Genomic DNA, 18,330 nt, shown 5'->3' with positions numbered 1-18,330 from the left:
TACATAAACACAAACTTATCAAAATAGAACAGGGCTGACCACAACGGTCAGCCCTGTTTATTTTTAGCCCCCTAAATTTTCCTGTTATCAGAGTTGTATGAGATATCCGCTGCCGGGCTTTAACCGGAAAGTATAATCAGACTGTGATTCACTTCCGTTATTCGGCATATTCGGATCATAATAACGGGCATGATAAGAAAGCGTAGCATCTTTTTTCAAAAGCAGGCGTGTATTCTTACTGGCATTTTTTATAGTAAAATCTTCATTGCGGTCAGTCCGGTTGTAATAGCCATCAGGGCCATATTGCCGGTTAACAGAGACGGTATTCACCAGGTAATCCAGTGCGATAAAGTTTTCCGCTGCCACCGGCTGTACCTTATTGGGCCACTGGTAAAATGCCAGGTATACATCTCCTATATTGTAGGTAGCTCCGGCGCCATTGTTACCGGTTTGACGTTGGTTCTCTATTTCTATACTGGCGTACACTTTATTATATATCCCGTAGTTCACCTGGAAAGGCGCCGCAAAATTAGCATCGTCCTCCACTTTCCTCATCTTGAATACAATCGGAACACCCGGCGTTTGTGCGGTATAGGTCATTCCTTTAGCCAGTAAAGCAGACAATCCCTGCACACCCATCACCAGCTGTACCCCCTCTTCTCCGGGTACACCTGCCACAGATACCTTTATTTCCGAAGCATCTATCAACGCTTGCTCTTCCGATGTCAGCGAATTGCCGCCATTGACAATACCCAGCACACTGAAGGCTTTACGAAAAACCTCTTCCGCCCTGGCCTGCTCTGCATTTGTTTCTATTGTCATGATACCCAAACGGCCATAGGTTACACTGCTTACATACAACGGCGCGTAACCGTCAAACACAGCAGGATCCACATTCCGGTCTATCAACTGCCCGTCCTCCGGCAGATCCATGTCTACCGTAAAATTTTGCTGCAGGAACTTCACCATAATTCCTGTAGTGCGGGATATCTTTGCCAGATCCTTATCTCCACTGGTAACATTACTTACAAACAGCAGATTGCTTTTTGAATTATAACCATACAGCGTTTTCAACTCCTGGTAATAACTAAACGATTTCATCTCAAAGTTCAGCCTCGAAGCGCCGGCAGCACCGGCAAAATCTGTTGTCAATGCTTCTCTTACCATCTGGAACATACCTGACGGCGAGGCCAGCGGCAACGTTCTCGACACTTTCACCGGCGAAGTTGGAATAGACACTGATACGGTGACAGGACGCCCATAACCTAATACCGGGTTCAGTGTGAATGCCTCTATACTGCTACCTTTGATGATAGAACCAGGATATACTGTATTAGAATTCGTTGTGTTCACCACAAACTCATTTGCATCAAACAACTGGGCATAAGTATACGTGGTAGTATTGACAATATCCCTGAACTCCGGCCCACGGGGCGTTACGCTCTCCTTACCCGGTACATCAATGTCGCCGAGGGATTTGCGTGCATTCAATATTGCTGCCGCCGTTATTCCCGGCAATAAAGAATCCGGCGCCTTTCCCTTCACACTAAAAGGCGTAACAGGAAAATCAGGAAGATGGGAAAAAGAATACCTTCCCTTCTTTTCCCCCGCACGCTTCGCCTGCTCTTTCATACAACCGGAAAGCAGTACCGGTACCATTGCATAGATAAGTAAACGCCTGAAAGGAAACATAGTGTTTGTTTTATAGTAATTTCTAAATAATGACCTGTTAAAAAAGAAGCTCCTCATAAGCTGGTCTATCGCCGCAAATGCAACTCGCTCACCTGCTTGATCAATCCATATTGCGTGGCTGCCACAGGCCCTACCGCCCTTACCGGAAATCCGGCGCCGGTACGCGCTGTGGCCATCGCACGGGGATACTGACCGGGCGCTTCTATGTTCATGATACTATGCACCGCGGGATCCCGCACATCTCCAAAATCATAACTGGGATCATCAAGTACGGATACATCTGCCGGCATGCCGGCAAAAAAATCGCCCTCCTCTTTTGCATTTTTATTTTGATAGAGGGATAAATAGAGTTTATACCGGTTAACAGAAATATCAAAGAATCCTACCGGCTTACCGTAGGTCCTCACTGCACCACCCTGGTAAGACACCCCTATCAGCCGTACGTCCATATAAGGTTTCAAACTGTTGATCAGCAATTCGCTGGCAGAAGCGGTTTGCCCGCTTACAATAAAGTACACCCGTTTCAGTGCGGCCAAGCCACCTGTTTTTTCAAACTTCGAAGTATTCGCCTCCACACTGTAATCGATGTCGTTAAGCGTTGCTGCACGCCCATCCACCATCACCGGGTTCCCACCACCATCCAGTATGTACTGCTGCTTCAGGATCGTTGCCTGCCCGGATTGCATCAATGGGTTGTAATATTCTTTGAACATCACCTGTCCGTCAGCACTAACAGGTACGATCATATTAGCCAGGTAGCGACAGGTATTCTGAAAGCCGCCACCATTGTAACGCAGATCCACTATCAGGGTACGTACACCCTGTTGCGCAAACCGTTTGAATAAAGGGTCCAGGTAAGCACGGGTGTTCTGTTCTTCTGTAAACCGCTCATAAGCGAAATAGCCGATCTTTTCTCCACCTGCATCCAGCAATTGTTCCTTGTACAAAGGATTAGGAGCATAAGTGATATTAACCAGTGTCACCTGCTTCACAACGCCGCTCTTACCATCCGCCATTTCCAGCTTCACGGTAGCGCCGGATAATGCCGTTGATGCATAGCTGTAAAAGGCATCAGTGGTAGCTACTGTACGGCCATTGACCGCCTGCACCCGGTCGCCTCTCTTTAACCCTGCGCCCGCCGCCGCACCGCCTTTACTGGCGGTTACGATCCGTATATCGTTATCGCCTGCCGCTGCCAGCGACAAACCAAAGTTGCCTACGCCGGCTTTCAATGCTTCCACTGCCGATAACTCTTCCGGCTTGTAAGAAGACGGATCACGCGGATCTACGATGGTAGAATACTTAGGCAGACCGGTATGATACGGATGCAACTCATACGGCTGCCCTGTGGCCGGGTTAACTGCAAAACGGGTAAGTTCAAACAGCTCTTTGCGCAGGTGGTCCAGATCAGCGCCCGGGGCGCCGTTTGCATAACTGCGGGGTGCAAACTGCTCAAAGGAAGGCAACTGCTTATTCCAGTAATACAGCTGCTGCGCATACAGATACACCGAATCCAACAGCAGGCTTAATGCCTCTCTGTTGCCCGGTAAAGGTATCGTCTCTTCCCGATCCTGCTTCCGGCAGGAAGCAGCACATAAAACAGCTGCCAGTAATAATGAATAACTGATACGCATATACGCCTATTTATTTACCGGGGATAATCTATTTGAAAAGTGGTCTTCACCGGCGAATTATCACTCAGGTATCGCATGCTGAATAAAATAGGTACTCCCGGATCGCTGGCAGAAAAACCGCCACTATGAGCGATGTAATTAATAAACTGATCATACCCGGTTATTGCCTGCGCCTGCGGGGTCGCCGAACCACCTATCAGGTACACATTGATTTTGGAGGTGTTTACCAACGTCTTTTCATACTCCGTAAGTGTTTCCGTACTACGGTTGAATATTTTCTTAATCGTTTTTTCATAGGCCAGCTTCACCTCCTCAGACATATTATTGCTCTCAATCACGATGATGCCCATACGGCCATACGTGATCGTGTTCACATAAACAGGAGAATAACCATACAGGGTGGCCAGGTCTACATTACTCTCGTCCACCAGCTTTCCGTTTGATGGCTCATCAAGTACCATCGTGAAATTCCTGGTGGTAAACTTGGCCACTATCGCCGTAGGAAACTGTGTTCTTATAACAGAAACATCGGTAGAAATACTTGAGGAAGAAAAAAGTCCTTTGATATTTACATTCGAACCATAGGCCCATTTTAGTTCATCATAATAATAAAAGTTGAATGTTTCGTAAAGAAACTCCTCTATTTGTGCGCCCGAAAAGCCCGGCGCCAGCAATGCTTTCCGCAGGAATATACGCGTCCTGGATAAAGATGGTGTGTCAATCACGCCTTCCGCCTCGTCTGAAGGGAAAGTTACCCGTGCTGTAATGGGATACCGCTTGTAATTCCGGATAGGTAAAGGTACATAGTTTGGAGTGCTAACAGAATATCCTTGCAGCAATGAACCAGGATATACGTAACCCTGGTTATCCGGCACTACCACCACTTCTTCTGTAGTATAAAATTTACTATACCCGGTGGCGTTAGGCCATAAACTGTCCCGGACGTACTGCCCCATATTCAGTTTCCTTTCATCGAGGTAGTCTTTCAGGCTTCCTTTCGGAGCCTGCGACTGTATCCTGACAACCGTATCTCCGTGTTTCTTCAACTGACTGAATGAATACGGCGCTACTTCCTGCATCGGCCCGTCTTTCTGCTCTGCCTTCTTGCTACAGGCACCCAATACCAACGCGGTAAAGAGAATAGCCAAACGTAATTTTTTTGTATAGATCATATGGTAATGATTAAAATAAGCAGCTACCTACCCGGCAGTAAGATCACCACCCGGATGCGATCATCAACATCCGGAATCCCCACCTGGCAGGTAGCTGCATCAATACGCTACAGAACAGGAATTGCTAGTTAGGTAAGTATAATTCAAACTTGGAGCTGTAAGGCGAGAAGTCGCTCACATAACGCAGGTTGATAGAAATAGGGACACCTGGTCGCTCAGGTGAAAACTTACCGCCATTGAGGATCAGGTCACGGAACCCGTCAAAACCATTTACTGTTTTCACCGCATCTGTACCATCAGCGCCAATCACATAAGCTTTGATTTTAGCCCTGTCCATCAGGCGTTTTTGTTCCTCTGTCAGGTGAACAGAACCGCCACCGATGGTAGAGCCCAGGTTCAACGTTGCATTCACTGCAAAATTTACTGCCTCATAAGAAGAATCAGATTCGATGGTCATCACACCCATACGGCCGTAATTTACATTCGTTACAATCAAAGGCGCATAACCGCCAAAGAGTGCAGGATCAACCGGTCCGTTGATGATCATGCCATCAGCTGGTGGTTCCATATTGATGGTGAAATTTTTCTGTATGAACATAGCACGGATCCTGGTTTTCTTATTCGAAGAAGTAATGGAGTCCAGCAGGTCAAATGTGAAAATACCGCCAATGTTCAGGTTAGCACCAAACGACAGTTTTAATTCATCGAAACTGTAAAAACGCTGCATATCATATGTGAAAGACGATATCTGTTCTCCTGTCCCTTCTTTTAAGGCATTCCGCACAAACCTGGCCTGGGCCGCAGGTGAAGGCACAGCTATCGAATCCTGGATAAAGTCCGTAGGGAAATCTGCATATACAGATATCGGACGACGGGAAACAACCGTATTCGGTATTGGCCGCAGCGACATGTCGTCAATACTGTTGCCATAATAGATCGCACCAATAAAGGAGGTCGTTCTTGTAATGGCATTAAGCGTAGGTGTCTCGTCAGAAGATACCTTCAGCGTCCTGCCATCCGGCCCGGTAATTATCTGGTCGATGCTCACGCCATTCTGTTTAAACTGATTCCATATCTGTTGCAGATGGTCCGAATTCCGCATCGGAATACGTATCGGGCTACTGGCAAACTTCTTAAAGTCAGCAAACTGATAAACGATGTCGCTCGTTAGGGGTTTCTGGACAGGCACAACTGTATCCTGGTTCTTTTTGCAGGAATAAAGCACTATTGAAGCGCAACCCAGCAATAGTAATACTTGTTTTTTCATAATTTCTTTTTAGTGGGAGAATATTAAGTGTTTATCAATTGGTGACACGGGAGCAGACACAAAACAGGTTGACAGTACAATTCCGGGCTTTCATAATACATAATGGGACATGCTGTGTCGGGTAATGTGGATATTTAACTACTGGTACATTACATAGCATAAAGGTATCACCTGCAAATCTGCAGGCAGTCATACAATGGAAATCCGGCCGCACTTTGTTCAAATGCGCCGGCAATCTGTTAAAATCTGTAAGCGTTTATTGATAGGGAATAATGATTCGTACATGCAGCCCTGTCCGGCCCTGTGTATGTTTATCCGTAACAGTCAGACTGGCGGGGTGCCGGGTCTTCCTGCCTAATATAGCCAGCCGCTCACGGGTAATGGTACCGGAAAGGGAACGCTTTCCCTCCCGTAGCTGCGGGTCCTGCAAGCCCCGCCCGTTATCTTCAATGATACATTCAAGTACCGGCCCCTGCTTTTCAATATGCACTTCTATGATGCCACCCTCGGCTATACCGCGGAAACCATGCTCAATAGCATTCTCGATAAAAGGTTGCAACAACATCGGAGGAATCATTAACTCTTCTTCTTCATACCCTTTGTAAATAACTATCCGGTAAGTGAACTTCCGCTCAAACCGCAACTGCTGTAATTCCAGGTAGTACGTCAGCGCACTCACCTCATCCGCCAGGCTCACCAGGCTTTCCCGGGAGTTTTCAAGTGAACGCTGTAACAACCCGGCAAAAGACTGCAGGTAACGGATAGATTGGTCCGTTTCCTGCCGCCGTATCATATGCTGTAATACCGCCAGCGTGTTAAAAATAAAGTGCGGCTCCATCTGGCTGCGTAATAACTGCTGCTCCAGTGTGATCTTTTCTTTAGCCGCTACAATACGCCGCTGCCGCAGCATCACTATCAGGATGATCACCAGCGCCGCCACCAATAATATTACCAGCACGCTGATCAGCAACAACAGGTTCCGTCGCTCCAACTCATCAGATACCTGTTTTTTCTCCAGGTTCAACTGGTCAATATGTTTTTCATGCTCTTTTACACGGTACTGCGTTTCCAACTCCTCCATCACCCGCAGCCGCTCCTGGTTATGGAATTCCTTCGATTTTTGCAGGTATGCTTCCAGCTCCGCCAACGCCATTCCATGATTACCCGCACGGATATAGTTACGCAACCGGTTCTCCCGCAACATCACCAGATCATTCATCCACGCGGTAGAATCCGGTAATAGGATATCCGCAGCACGTTGCAGATAACGCCCTCCCTCCTGATGCCGGCCCAACCGGGTTAGCACGTCGCCAATATTAAAATAGTCAGCCGCCAGCTCCTTCACCGCAAATGCCTCCGGATGCTGCGCTTTCACTGTAATGATCTTACGGCAATATAATAACGCCATATCCAGACTTTGCCGCCCGTAATAATAGGACGCCTTCAGGTACATGAGGTCGAGGTCTGCCGTGTCCACGAGGTCTGGATAACGGCTCACATGAGCATCCAGCAGCTGCATATAATATTGGGCGCTATCCATCTTATCCATTTCCCGGTAAATATTAACGGCCTCCCCGTAACCCCATAATAAAAGTGAGGGGTCTGCCTCCTCCGCGAGGCGGCTGTACTTTAATGACAGCTGTATATAAAATACCGCCGGCTCATACAACTGACCAGAACGGTTAAATGTCGCTACATCACGATACCGTTTGGCCCGTTCACTATTGCTGAAATAATCCTCCGGCGCCAAACGCAACTCTATTCCCACTTTATTCATGTAAAAATTGGTAGGTATCTGCTGTCCCAGCTCCTCAAAATAATAGGTACTTAACCGGCTGTACAACAACACCCGCTCCCTGAAGTATGCCGGATGCCGGCCGAAGAAATATTCAGCATCCGTCAGGTAGTACAACAAACTATCGCCGTTATAGACTTTGTCGTATAGCCGGGCCCGTAACAATGATAAAGTAGCATGGCTCAACGAATCCTTTGAATAGGGATACGCAGCCAGCTGCTGCTCCACCGCCAGGGCCAGACTGTCACGGTCACGCCACTGCCTTTTCGCAATATGCTCCTGCAATACCTTCACCTCCGGCGCCGGCGAAAAACTATCATGGGTGCTGACCACCGGTGGCCGTTCTACATGCGGCCTGCAACCTGTTGCTGTCAGCATAAAAAGTATTATCCAGCCGGATATGCACTGTTGCCTCTTCATCCTGTAAAGTGTTTATTGCCCCGTGAGAAACTGTACAACAAGCTCTTTCCTGCGGCCTGACACCGGAATTTCTTCGTTGTTCTTCAACACCAGCAGACCTTCTTTCTTAAAACTGTCGATATACTGGTAATTGACCAGGTAAGATTGATGACAGCGTACAAATAACTGTGGAGGCAACATATCTTCATACTCTTTGATATTGCCCGAAACAACTATTTTCCGCTGCCCGGTCAGTACAAAATGAGTATAACTGGCATTCCCCTGGCAATAGATGATATCGTGGAAGAACAGTACTTTAAGGGCATCCTGGGTCCGCAATACAATACGGTCGCTGGCAGTTTTTTTCCGCAGCGAAGCACCGGCAATCTCCAATTGCTGTGACATGGTGGCCGGTGGCGTTGTTTCCTGCCTCACCCGCTGCAATGCATGCTGCAATTCCTCCTCCCGGACAGGCTTCAGCAAGTAATCCAACGCCCCCAGCCGGATAGTCCGGATGGCATGCTGTGCAAAAGCGGTAATAAATATGACAGTAAAAGGTAATGGCCGGAAATGCTCCAGCAACTCAAAGGCATCTCCATCGTCCAGCTCAATATCAAGTAGTAACAACTGTGGCTGGGTAGCCCGAAGTACAGGTATGGCATCTTTAATACTACCGCATTCTGCTACGACCAGGAAATCATCATAGGGCGCCATCATCTGCAAAAGATCTTTGCGGAGCATCGGCGAATCGTCAATTATTACAGTCTTGATCATCTGCTACGGGTTATGGCTTTCATGGGCTAACCTCTCCTGAAAAATAGTGAGGCCCAAAAATAAGGTTCAGTTAACGGGCGCTTCGTGGATATAGCGGGTCAACTCTATACACTAACAAATCTATGATCTAAGATAGGAATACTCAACCAGTTACCGGCAAATATTATTAAAACAGCTATTTCATCTTCCTTCGCAGTTATTAAAATGCATGCCATGAGGCGCATATTTAAACGCGAAATACTAACAGATATTTGTCCTGATCTTCCTGCTTACCCCGATGTTCGTGGCGGCCCAAAAGACGCGTAATTGCGAAGAAAATTTCAAATGGGTAAAGGAAACCTTCTACCCAGGGAGTGCTGGATATTTCCAATACCTATGTAGTGGATTCGCCCAACAAACAGTTCAAGCTTGGTTATTCCCTGTCCAGGAGCCTGCGAATACCGGATCTGGCCATCGATGGAAAAGGGATTACGCCTGATTATTATATTGATAAAAGCATTCCTGCTGTGCAATGGTTGAACTACGTTGTGGGCATATTGGAACAGTAATACCTGTTCCCGGCAGGATTATCACAAGATTATAAAAGAAACCTTTCCTATGCATTTACTTTAAGGATTACCAGATCTATTTTAAATTTTTATCCAGATAATTTTTCAGATCAACAATATAGCCGTCGAAGAAATCTTCAATTATTTTTTTATTGCCGGGGTTTACTATTTTACCGTTGGGATCAAAAACGCTTTCGGGGTATGCCAATTTATAGTTAATCTTCCGGGATGTAGCTGCGCCTAAAAGCCCACCGTTTGGCGATATGCTGCTTTGTGTTCTTCCGGCTCCTGGTTGAACAAATTTATATTCATTAAAGGGCACATCATTTTCAGAAACCACATCGTTGCCGGGGCTTATCGTAAGTTTGGCATCGAAAATAGTGGCGAAGATCCTGGACGCGATGCTGTAGCTCACAAGCAGCGTGTCTTTTAAATCCGTAACCACACCAATATACGTCAGGGATATAAGGTCGGCACCACATTTCGTTTTATCGCCGATCGTTGCAAAATCCCGGTAAGCCAGAAACGTTTTTTTGACATCATTGGTGTAATCCAATTTAAGCCCGCGATGGCTTTTAACATAATTCACCACAGCATCATAAAGCTGTTCCTTCGTTTTGCCGGGATAGGCAAGTTTTACATATTCCACATCATTTACCGGTTGCACTTTCCCGATGTACCCTCCTGTAGATTCATCTATTTGCGGCTTCACCTGAAAATATATGCCCTGTGCATTGGTACCAATTGAGAGTAGCATAAAGATGAAGAGTAGCGCTGCTCTGATATTTTTCATCATAAAAATAAATTTGATTAATTACGGCTATACCTGCTATTGAAATCTACTTTTGTGATCACTCCCTTACTATCCACATGCACCGTTGTTATGGTAACATATTGACTGGTCCACCTGGTATCTTGCGCTGCCTTTTGCCCGGTTATCACCGTTTGCCCAAAACCATTTGTAGCTGTTTCAATATAACCAGGTGTATAGGTACCCCCAGACGTGTTGGTGACGTTTTCATATACTACCACCTGCCCGCCAGTTTCATCGGTAGCTGTTCTGGTAGGCACGCCCCAGCTTTTATATAGTTCGGAGAGCTTTGCACCCACCCATGAAGCCTTCCAGGCTTCTCGCTTATAAATACCCCTTTTGTAATCGGCATACAGTTTATCGGCAGCATAACGTTCGGCTAATGCTTCTTTAGTCTTTTTGTCAAGTTTTGCTTCCTGTCCAAAAACTGGTATTCCAGCAAAAAGACAGAGAACAAAGCACAATGAATAAATGAGCTTCATGATTTTTTATTTTTTAAGGATAACGCTTTTTAATTTTACTATCGGGTTATAGTATGAATAGGTCATTCTCATTTAACCGGGTAAATCTACGCTGTTCATAAAACGATCTTTCACTATTATTGTACCAGCGTGTTTTATTCTTCGTTGTTGTAATAAAGGGAACCAGTAACACCTGGTGGCTACAATATTTTTCATCTCCCATCAGGAAACACTTTTCAAATTTAATTCCTTTGCTTCGTAAAAACAATACTGAAAAACCAGTGAGTAAGGTCGTTTATTTGCGGCATATCTGTGCTGGGGCAATTACTTTGTGGGCTGTTATTGCAGGTAGAAATAAAAGCGTTTAGATACACTTACACTATCGTAGGTAAACTATCAAATCCTTTACTGGCAATGGTTGCAGGAGTTTCTGGTATTTTTGGAATCAAAGTTCTTTAACATCTTACCACATTGGGATTTTGTGCAAATAAAAAAGGTCCACTTTCGTGGACCTTTGTAATTAATTGATAATCAGGTGCCCAGAACAGGAATCGAACCTGCACTCCGTTGCCGAAACAAGATTTTGAGTCTAGCGCGTCTACCAATTCCGCCATCTGGGCAATCTTACTAATGAACTTCGCCGCGTCAATTGCGGGATGCAAATATAGAAACTCTTATTTAATCTGCAAATAAATTTTACATTTTTGTATAAATAAATTTCGTATCCCGCATAAACAGGGCGTTTCAGGAGTTCACAAATGACGAAAATACCCTAAATTCAAAGATGGAAAACAAGATACATATCGGACTTATCGGGGAAGAAAAACACCCGCATGATAACAGGGTAGCCTTTACGCCTAAACAATGCCAATGGATCATGCAGCACTTTCCACAGGTACAGATTTACGTACAGCCATCCCCGTTACGATGCTTCAAAAACGATGAATATGAAAAAGCAGGCGTTCCGCTGCAGGAAGACCTCTCCCACTGCACCATCCTGCTGGGCATCAAAGAAGTGCCCACCGATAAACTGATCGCAGGAAAAACATACCTCTTTTTCAGTCATACCAAAAAGAAACAGCCGCATAACCAACGTATGCTGCAAACCATCCTGGAAAAAAATATCACACTCATAGATTATGAATGCCTCATACATCCCGATGGACAACGTATCCTGGGCTTCGGCTTCTTTGCCGGCATAGTAGGCGCACATAATGGCCTCATGGCATACGGAGAAAAAACACGGTCCTTTCATTTCAAAAGGGTACACACCTGCCACGACTTCCAGGAACTGATCAATCATTACTTCGGGATTAAACTGCCGCCGCTGAAAATAGTGATCACCGGCTCCGGACGCGTAGCAGCAGGCGCGCTGGAAATAATGGGTATGCTGGGCATCAAATATCTCCCCCCGGAAGAATACCTGGTTAACACCTATTCCTACCCGGTATATACCCAATTAAAAGCTGGTGAGCTTTACCTGCGGAAAGACGATAAAACATACAGCCGTGCCGACTTCCACGCACATCCGGAAGCATACGAGTGTCGCTTCCTCCCCTACGTTACCGTAAGCGATATCCTCATGAACGGTATCTACTGGGATGAAAAAATCCCGCCACTCTTCCAGGCGGATGACCTTAAAAAAGAGAACTTCCGTATACAGGTCATCGCCGATATCACAGACGATACCAACGGCTCTATCCCCTGCAACCTGGGCGACAGCACCATTGAAAACCCCGTGTACGGCGTTACAAAAGATACGATGCAGCAAACCGCACCCTATCTTCCCGGAACGGTAGACATGATGTGCGTAAGCAATCTGCCGAACGAACTACCACGGGATGCTTCGCAATATTTCGGCGATCAGCTGATGAAATATGTATTTGATGAATTGCTGAAAACAAACAGCGAAATGATCAGCAATGCAACGATTGTTGCGAATGGCCGGTTAACAGAGCGGTATGCGTACCTGGAAGATTATGCAAAGGGGAAGCTATCGTAGCAGGTTAACAGCCCCTTTCAGTTGCTTTTCTATTCCATCTATGTTCCTGTAACGGATGAAATATACATATGCTCCCAGCGGTTGTAGCTGCCCTTTGTAAGTACCATCCCATCCCTGCATCACATTGGTGGTAGAAAATATTTCCACCCCCCAACGGTCAAATACCCTGAACTCCAGCAATACCTGCCCATTCGGCTGCCGGAGCCGGAACACATCATTCAGGCCATCTCCATTTGGAGTAAATGCATTTGGTACATACATATCCACCGCACATTCCTTTGCCACTGTTTGCAGGGTAACCGTACCACATTCATTGGAAACAGCCACACGGTAAATACCCGGGTAACGGATGGCATAAACATTCCCGGTAAAACCATTCTGCCACTCATACCTGTCGTAGCCCGGCGCCAATGTTACAGTAGTTGGCCGGCCGGAAAATAAGCATACTTCAGGGACAAGACTTACCTCTGGCTTCTCTTTTAAAGCCAGATGCACAACAATGGTACTATCACAGCCACTTGTGGTAAACAGCGTGCTCACATAACGCGCAGCAGCAGTCACACTTCTGCCGTCAGGCAGCGTATAGTGTTCTCCGTTGCAAATGGTGTCATATTTCTCCAGGTTGTAAACAGGCATCACGGTAAGCCGCGTGGTAATAATACTATCGCAGCCATAAAAGGAAGTGAAGGAAGACACATACGTACCGGAAACCTTCACAGACCGGCCATCCGGCAATATATAAGGCTCCCCTTCGCAGGTGATGGCAGTCTTTGCAATGTTATAGCGGGGTTGCATCTGCAGGTCCGTAACAATAATACTGTCGCAGCCTTTCCTACTCTTGAAACGGGAAGTATACTGTCCCGTAACATTTACCACACGGCCATCCGGCAAACGGTAAGTGTTGCCATCACAAATATTAACAGATTCCTCCGTAGTATAAACAGGATTCACCACCAGGGTTGTAATGATAATACTGTCGCAGCCCACCGAGGAAGTAAGCGTACTGTTATAGATACCTGCATCCGTCACCACCCTTCCATCCGGTAACCGGTAATTATCTCCCTCGCAAATAACTGCATCCTGCGGATAATCCCTTTCCGGCACGTTTAGCTCAGTAGTAATAATACTATCGCAGCCCTCGTAAGTTTTTAGGGAAGATGTATAGCTACCGGAACTGTTTACCTTTCGCCCATCCGGTAACTGGTACTCCTGCCCACTGCAGATAGTCACTTTTTCAGTGAGCTGATACACCGGCAACACCTTTAAAGTAGTGGTAATAATACTATCGCAACTATTGCTTAATCTCTTCAGGGTACTGATATAAACGCCGGCTGTATTCACTTTCCTGCCATCCGGCAAAGTGTAGGTATCCTTACTGCAAATACTCTTTGTAACGCTCTCCTCACTATTGCCCCCTATAATGATATCCTGCGTTTTTTCATCTGTACTGCATTGACGCGTCACTTTTACTTTTGTGGTATACTTTTTTTTAGCAGCGTATGTATGTTGTGGCGATAAATCAGTAGAAGTAGTGCCATCTCCAAAATCCCATAATACACTGGTTACGCCCACTTCATTATTCAACTTAAAAACAGGACTGCCACCGCATATATCCGAAACGGTAAAGTCGGCAGGAAAATAAAGGAAGCTATTTACAAATGTGGGAAAAGACAAGGATGTTCTGTGCCGTCCCATGCCGGTAGGGTCCATATCTATCGCGTCCCGCTGAAAATTACACCCTATCCCTCTCACCTCGGGGTTATGAATCATCCCCACATACCGGTAGCCCGCATTATATACCTGTTCATATCCCATATAAATATGTCCGTCGGGCCCCATCTGAATCCCACCCATCTGGATATTATCAGTATTGGTTACAATCGTTTGCTGGGAAGCATTGATGTTGGGGGCGGTCAAATCATACTGAAATAATTTACCCCAATGGAGATAATTCATGCTCACCACATACAACAGTTTGCCGCTGATGGTGAACTCAATACCAAGTGGGAAAATAACATTCAGCGACGCAAAAGGAGGACTGATCACGCCCGTGGTGTTATTAAACTTCAGCAGATCTACCACACTCATTGCACCCTGCCTTATAGATCCCAGGGAATGCACCAGCGTAGCGCCATCAGGTGAAAACTTGATATAACCGGTTTCCTCCCATCCTCCCGGATGAATAACAGCGCCGGTTGTATAAGTAGTGGCAGCAGATAATCCGGCGGGGGAAAGCAGGTATACGTGAAAGGTAGCGCCATTGGCCGAATGCGTCACTATCCAGTAATCCCTTCCGTTACAGTGCCGGGTTGCCGCCATTTTTTCCGTGCTCTGATTCTTATTCAGCAACAATGTATTTTTTGTCGAAGGAATAATATCACCGTTTCCGTTATCCAGTGCCATGTCCAGTATATTGTAACGGAATCCCTTACCAGTCATAGTGGTAAACAGGTAATACTGTCCCGGATGCCCCGGAAAAGGCACCGCAATACCCGACTGTACACTGGATGGATCGCCCATAAGGCCCGTTCCATTAGGCATGATACCGTGCTGGGCGTTCCAAACTGTAGATCCTTCTGTATAAAAAAGCAGTTTGCCGGTGGCGCCGTCACAAATAGTGGCTACCCCTTCGCGGGTGTAAGTTTGTCCATCTGTAAGAACTGTGGCGGGGGTAGTGTTGAAGTCAAGCCCGGCGTTATATCCGAAGTACCAGATATTAATTTCTTTCTGGGCATGCACGATAACGGGCAACAATAAAAGCAACAAACAAACTCTGGCAACTCGAAGCATATCAGGATAAATAGAGCACCAAAATACAAAAAATCTACAGGTATAAATAATACGGCCGCAATAATTCCACAAATCCGGGCGTATACACCCGCTCCGCATCATACACGGAAAGTTCGCTGATCACCGTATTCACCGGCTTCCGGGAAAAAATGCCCACGGTCCGGAAAAAGCCGTGCTTCACACTCTGCCGGATATACAACACCTGCTTCAAATGAAGCCCCGCCTCCAGCGCCAACGCCCGGAAACCTTCAAAGGCGGTATAAGGCAGTAATACCGACAACTCTCCGGACACGGCCAGCTGCTGGTCAACCGCCGCCAGCAACTCCCCGTAGCTGAGGTTGGTGGCGTGCATGGCCTGGTCTTTCGCTGCGTGACCACTTTTCAATGCACGCTCGTAGAACGGCGGATTGCTGATAATAAAGTCATACTTCACGGCGCCATCCATTTTTCGTATATCCTGTCGCGTTAGGGTTAAACGATGCGCCCAGGGCGATTCATCAAAATTTTGTATGGCCTGGTGGGCGGCCCCGGCGTCCAGTTCAACCGCTGTAATAACGGCGTCTACCTGTTGCGCCAGCATAAGACTCAGCAGCCCGGTGCCGGCGCCTAAATCCAGTATAGCCGGCGCCGTTATCTCGTTGTCGGCCAGGTACTGCGCCGTGAAAGCTCCTTGTATACAGGCGTCTGTACAAACTTTCATGGCGCAATGCTCCTGGTGAACGGTAAACTGCTTGAATTTAAAAAATGTATTTGCCATCTTTATTTTGAATCTAACACCACAGCGAGGTTAGGCATCCGTAAGTTACGGTGTACGGATACGGGGTTGGCCTGCCTGATCACACAATTCTCTACCTTACCACTGCCACTTACCCGCTCCGGTAACTGTTGTACGTATAATACCTGCGGTACATTACGGTTGATGCCCACTACTGCCTGCTTCGCAAAGCGACTGTAGAATTTGGCCACCAGCTGATTTTTTCCTTCTTTCAGCGATAACAATAATACTTCCGATTGTGTACCTCCCCTTTCCGGGTTATTGTGCAATAGCTGCTCTTCTCCGTTCAGGTATACCGCAATACCATCTCCGCTATTAAATCCTACCAGGTAGTCACCTGCCTTCGGGGCCGTGATCTCCTGTAAAATATAACCGGCCACACTTTTATCGGCGGTTAAGGCAATGGGAGCATCATTCTTCCAGTCGCTGTGCAGGGTCCATGCGGCGTTATCGTTATTCGGCCAGGGTTTGGAAGGGTCAATATCTTTCACACTGCCATGCGTACCATCAATACCGGACCAGAAAGGACCTGCGCTGTACATCGGTCCCCACTGCAGGGAAGCCGGATCATTTTTCAGCGGACTGGTAACGCCACCATCCAGCAATACTTCTTTGGTGCTGCCGTTCAGCGTGAGTAAAATGCGTTTGCCTTTTTCTGCATCACTGTATACCAGTTGCAATGCTGCAGGATGTTGCGTGGTAAATGCCCACTGCTCGCCCACTTCACTGCGGTAATAACTTTCATAATCAATGCCGGAGAAGCTGAATAGCGGCGTGGCATTATCCCTGTTCAAACGGGTGGCATGACGCAATAAATGAACCGGGGTAATATCTACCGCGCCTTTGCAGGCAACTGCCAGTACAGCAATGTCTTTATCTGCCAGCTTAAAATCTGCGGGTAACTGAAGTTGTGTGTTACCATCTTTGGAAGATATTTTAACGGGTACTTTCTTTCCGTTGCTCAACAAGGTTACCTGGCTGATCTTACTGTTCAGTCCCGGTAAAATGATAGTGCCGTGTTCCGGCTGCTGCAATAAATGCAGGTATAATTTGCCTGGTTTTGTAGTTACTTCACCCCAGGCAAAGGTAGTATCAAAGGGATTGGCAGATGCGCTGTAAATGGCTTCACCGTTGAGTTTCAGCCAGGCGCCGTTTAACAGCAGTACTTCTTTTTCAAAATCTACTACCGAACCATCGCCACGCGGACCGATGTTCAACAGGTAGTTTCCACCACGACTTACCACTTTAATCAGTCCTTCCAGTTTTTCATGCGCTTTGTCTTCCGCCTTGCCATGCTCCTGCCAGCTGCGATAGCCCCAGGTTTCATCATACACCGAAGCAGGCGTTTGCCATGCGGAAGCAATCTTATAATCAGGATACTGGTTATCTCCCATTACACAAAAATCACCGGCGTCATTACCCAAACGGCCGCTCACCATACAACCCGGTTGCAGACGATGTACAATATCCGCCAGGTCCCTGCTCTGCTGCGCGGTGAGCGATCCCATATCAAACCATATCTCGGATACCGGGCCATAGTTGGTCATCAGCTCCGTTACCTGCTTCTTGTTAAATTCATGATGCTCCGGCGTAATAGGATCACTGTTACTGCTGGAAATAGGATATGCCTGCGGAAAGTGCCAGTCGATCAAAGAAAAGTACATCCCAAACTTCAACCCATGCCTGCGGCACGCATCCGATAATTCTTTCAGCACATCCCGTTTGAAAGGCGTTGCATCTACCACATTATAATCGGTGTAAGCAGTATGAAACATGCAAAAACCATCATGATGCTTGGAGGTCATCACTACCGACTTCATGCCCGCAGCCTTTGCCAGCAGTACAATAGAGTCGGCATTCCAGTGTTCCGGGTAAAACTGTTTGGCGATATCGCCGTAGGTATCGCTGTAAATACCGGCGTGCGCCTGTATCTGTTCACTGTATCCTTTTGTAACGGGCTTGCCTTCCCAAACGCCTCCCAGCGTGGAATAAATAGCGCCCCAGTGTATAAACATGGAATACTTCTGATTCTTCCACTCCGTTTGTGCCACAGGCTCCTGCGCCTGCACAAACTGACCGGTGATAATAAGCCCCAGTAAAACGACAAAGATTTTCTTCATAGATAATAAGCGGTTATATGCCGACATAAAGCTAAATCGTTATACTGTTGGTTAAGAATAGGATTTTAGCAATTAGCAGTTCGTTTTTAG

The 18,330-nt window shown here is 46.7% G+C and carries 13 protein-coding genes and 1 tRNA gene; 2 read left to right on the top strand and 12 right to left on the bottom strand.

Annotation, left to right across the window (positions count from 1 at the left end):
- Nucleotides 1–87: 87 nt before the first annotated feature.
- From PV783_RS17890 to PV783_RS17865, 6 genes are all read right to left on the bottom strand, one after another.
- Nucleotides 88–1,692, bottom strand: coding sequence for a thiol-activated cytolysin family protein (locus tag PV783_RS17890; protein WP_420989021.1), 1,605 nt, complete (start codon nucleotides 1,690–1,692; stop codon nucleotides 88–90).
- A gap of 65 nt (nucleotides 1,693–1,757) precedes the next feature.
- On the bottom strand, nucleotides 1,758–3,326 hold the full coding sequence (locus tag PV783_RS17885) for a S41 family peptidase (protein ID WP_420989020.1): 1,569 nt from the start codon (nucleotides 3,324–3,326) through the stop codon (nucleotides 1,758–1,760).
- A gap of 14 nt (nucleotides 3,327–3,340) precedes the next feature.
- Complete coding sequence (locus tag PV783_RS17880) at nucleotides 3,341–4,498, bottom strand: thiol-activated cytolysin family protein (RefSeq protein ID WP_420989019.1); 1,158 nt, start codon at nucleotides 4,496–4,498, stop codon at nucleotides 3,341–3,343.
- 124 nt (nucleotides 4,499–4,622) lie between these two features.
- A complete protein-coding gene (locus PV783_RS17875) occupies nucleotides 4,623–5,765 on the bottom strand; it encodes a thiol-activated cytolysin family protein (RefSeq protein WP_420989018.1) in 1,143 nt (380 codons plus the stop codon).
- Between the two features lie 256 nt (nucleotides 5,766–6,021).
- Nucleotides 6,022–7,980, bottom strand: a complete 1,959-nt coding sequence (locus PV783_RS17870) for a histidine kinase (RefSeq protein WP_420989017.1) — start codon at nucleotides 7,978–7,980, stop codon at nucleotides 6,022–6,024.
- A 12-nt stretch (nucleotides 7,981–7,992) separates the two neighbouring features.
- Nucleotides 7,993–8,733: a LytR/AlgR family response regulator transcription factor gene (locus PV783_RS17865; RefSeq protein WP_420989016.1), complete on the bottom strand. Its 741-nt coding sequence runs from the start codon at nucleotides 8,731–8,733 to the stop codon at nucleotides 7,993–7,995.
- A gap of 353 nt (nucleotides 8,734–9,086) precedes the next feature.
- On the opposite strand from PV783_RS17865, the gene PV783_RS17860 reads away from it, so the two are divergent.
- A complete protein-coding gene (locus PV783_RS17860; protein WP_420989015.1) occupies nucleotides 9,087–9,281 on the top strand; it encodes a hypothetical protein in 195 nt (64 codons plus the stop codon).
- A 76-nt stretch (nucleotides 9,282–9,357) separates the two neighbouring features.
- Here PV783_RS17860 and PV783_RS17855 read toward each other — a convergent pair whose 3' ends face one another.
- The 3 genes from PV783_RS17855 to PV783_RS17845 form a co-directional block, all read right to left on the bottom strand.
- Nucleotides 9,358–10,077, bottom strand: a complete 720-nt coding sequence (locus PV783_RS17855) for a hypothetical protein (RefSeq protein ID WP_420989014.1) — start codon at nucleotides 10,075–10,077, stop codon at nucleotides 9,358–9,360.
- Nucleotides 10,078–10,091: 14 nt separating this feature from the next.
- Entirely contained in the window at nucleotides 10,092–10,574 is a 483-nt protein-coding gene (locus PV783_RS17850) for a hypothetical protein (RefSeq protein WP_420989013.1), read from the bottom strand.
- A gap of 515 nt (nucleotides 10,575–11,089) precedes the next feature.
- Nucleotides 11,090–11,173 (bottom strand) — tRNA-Leu (locus PV783_RS17845).
- Nucleotides 11,174–11,337: 164 nt separating this feature from the next.
- Between PV783_RS17845 and PV783_RS17840 the strand changes: the two genes are divergently transcribed.
- Nucleotides 11,338–12,555, top strand: a complete 1,218-nt coding sequence (locus PV783_RS17840; protein ID WP_420989012.1) for an NAD(P)-dependent oxidoreductase — start codon at nucleotides 11,338–11,340, stop codon at nucleotides 12,553–12,555.
- On the opposite strand, the gene PV783_RS17835 is transcribed toward PV783_RS17840, so the two are convergent.
- From PV783_RS17835 to PV783_RS17825, 3 genes are read right to left on the bottom strand one after another with little or no spacing between them, the layout of a single operon-like run.
- On the bottom strand, nucleotides 12,547–15,345 hold the full coding sequence (locus PV783_RS17835; protein ID WP_420989011.1) for a gliding motility-associated C-terminal domain-containing protein: 2,799 nt from the start codon (nucleotides 15,343–15,345) through the stop codon (nucleotides 12,547–12,549). The genes PV783_RS17840 and PV783_RS17835 overlap by 9 nt on opposite strands.
- Nucleotides 15,346–15,379: 34 nt before the next feature.
- The gene (locus tag PV783_RS17830; protein ID WP_420989010.1) at nucleotides 15,380–16,102 is read right to left on the bottom strand and encodes a tRNA1(Val) (adenine(37)-N6)-methyltransferase; all 723 of its coding nucleotides are present in this window, start codon (nucleotides 16,100–16,102) and stop codon (nucleotides 15,380–15,382) included.
- A gap of 2 nt (nucleotides 16,103–16,104) precedes the next feature.
- On the bottom strand, nucleotides 16,105–18,240 hold the full coding sequence (locus PV783_RS17825; RefSeq protein WP_420989009.1) for an alpha-L-fucosidase: 2,136 nt from the start codon (nucleotides 18,238–18,240) through the stop codon (nucleotides 16,105–16,107).
- Nucleotides 18,241–18,330 lie beyond the last annotated feature (90 nt).

Origin of the sequence: Chitinophaga sp. CC14 (assembly GCF_048957795.1) — a bacterium.
Lineage (GTDB): Bacteria > Bacteroidota > Bacteroidia > Chitinophagales > Chitinophagaceae > Chitinophaga > Chitinophaga ginsengisegetis.
This window is presented reverse-complemented; position numbering and strand designations above follow the sequence as displayed.

Excerpts from the sequence above, each read along its gene's own strand:
- PV783_RS17890 (WP_420989021.1), bottom strand. The coding sequence starts at position 1,692 with ATGTTTCCTTTCAGGCGTTTACTTATCTATGCAATGGTACCGGTACTG.
- PV783_RS17885 (WP_420989020.1), bottom strand. The coding sequence starts at position 3,326 with ATGCGTATCAGTTATTCATTATTACTGGCAGCTGTTTTATGTGCTGCT.
- PV783_RS17880 (WP_420989019.1), bottom strand. The coding sequence starts at position 4,498 with ATGATCTATACAAAAAAATTACGTTTGGCTATTCTCTTTACCGCGTTG.
- PV783_RS17875 (WP_420989018.1), bottom strand. The coding sequence starts at position 5,765 with ATGAAAAAACAAGTATTACTATTGCTGGGTTGCGCTTCAATAGTGCTT.
- PV783_RS17870 (WP_420989017.1), bottom strand. The coding sequence starts at position 7,980 with ATGAAGAGGCAACAGTGCATATCCGGCTGGATAATACTTTTTATGCTG.
- PV783_RS17865 (WP_420989016.1), bottom strand. The coding sequence starts at position 8,733 with ATGATCAAGACTGTAATAATTGACGATTCGCCGATGCTCCGCAAAGAT.
- PV783_RS17855 (WP_420989014.1), bottom strand. The coding sequence starts at position 10,077 with ATGATGAAAAATATCAGAGCAGCGCTACTCTTCATCTTTATGCTACTC.
- PV783_RS17850 (WP_420989013.1), bottom strand. The coding sequence starts at position 10,574 with ATGAAGCTCATTTATTCATTGTGCTTTGTTCTCTGTCTTTTTGCTGGA.
- PV783_RS17840 (WP_420989012.1), top strand. The coding sequence starts at position 11,338 with ATGGAAAACAAGATACATATCGGACTTATCGGGGAAGAAAAACACCCG.
- PV783_RS17835 (WP_420989011.1), bottom strand. The coding sequence starts at position 15,345 with ATGCTTCGAGTTGCCAGAGTTTGTTTGTTGCTTTTATTGTTGCCCGTT.
- PV783_RS17830 (WP_420989010.1), bottom strand. The coding sequence starts at position 16,102 with ATGGCAAATACATTTTTTAAATTCAAGCAGTTTACCGTTCACCAGGAG.
- PV783_RS17825 (WP_420989009.1), bottom strand. The coding sequence starts at position 18,240 with ATGAAGAAAATCTTTGTCGTTTTACTGGGGCTTATTATCACCGGTCAG.